Here is a 230-nt window from a genome sequence, read left to right as displayed (position 1 = left end):
AATACCAATTTTTGTAACATTTGAATATATTATACTATCTCCTAAAGTATTTGAATTAAGCCATCTAGGAATATAGTTTGTAGTTCCGCCTCCTTGAATTGTTCCCCCAGTACTAACAGAACCGTCAGCCATTAAATATTGAGTATTAGTCCCTCCAGCTATTACAAATGCGTCTGCAATTATATATGAAGCGAAAGTTTTAATCCCAGATGTAATTGTTTGGTCTCCTG

Annotated in this window: 1 protein-coding gene; it reads right to left on the bottom strand. The window is 34.3% G+C overall.

What is annotated here, in order from left to right; translation table 11 throughout:
• Window positions 1-230 (bottom strand): hypothetical protein (locus tag Q4528_RS16580; protein ID WP_303522900.1); only part of this gene is annotated, 230 nt, incomplete at both ends.

This window comes from Staphylococcus pasteuri, from assembly GCF_030547725.1.
GTDB lineage: Bacteria > Bacillota > Bacilli > Staphylococcales > Staphylococcaceae > Staphylococcus > Staphylococcus pasteuri.
The sequence above is the reverse complement of the archived record's forward strand: the minus strand, read 5'-3'. Positions and strand labels throughout refer to the sequence as shown.